The sequence below is a fragment of the Bradyrhizobium sp. Crot121 genome (assembly GCF_059512385.1).
The window spans coordinates 1-376 of sequence record NZ_JCAMOR010000468.1 but is presented as its reverse complement, the minus strand read 5'-3'; the positions used below and the strand labels follow the sequence as shown (position 1 = coordinate 376).

Below are 376 nucleotides of genomic sequence, written 5' to 3'. Positions count from 1 at the left end.
CCTGTCCGTTGGCCGCATCGAACAAATGCATCTTGCCCGGTTGCGGACGCAGGCCGAGACGATCGCCGACCTTCGGGCGCAGCGACGGATCGACCCGCGCGATGGCGGAGACGCCGGCGAGGTCGAAATGGATCAGCGTATCCGAGCCCAGTGGTTCGACCAGTTTGACGTTGATGACGACGCCATCGGCCGTGTCGGTCGCCGCGACGAAATGCTCGGGACGGACGCCGAGGATCGCACTGCCGGCCCGCTGCAGGCGGCTTGCGGTCTCGCCGTCCAGCGGCACCGCCGTTGCGCCTTGCAAAAGGATTGCCCGCTCCTCACGCCATTCGACAGGGAAGAAGTTCATGGCGGGCGAGCCGATGAAGCCGGCGAC

General features: G+C 66.8%; 1 protein-coding gene. It reads right to left on the bottom strand.

Going from position 1 to position 376, the window contains the following annotated elements; translation table 11 throughout:
* A partial coding sequence (locus tag AC5ZGW_RS47515) for a TOBE domain-containing protein (RefSeq protein WP_496114324.1) occupies positions 1-376 on the bottom strand: 376 nt, incomplete at both ends.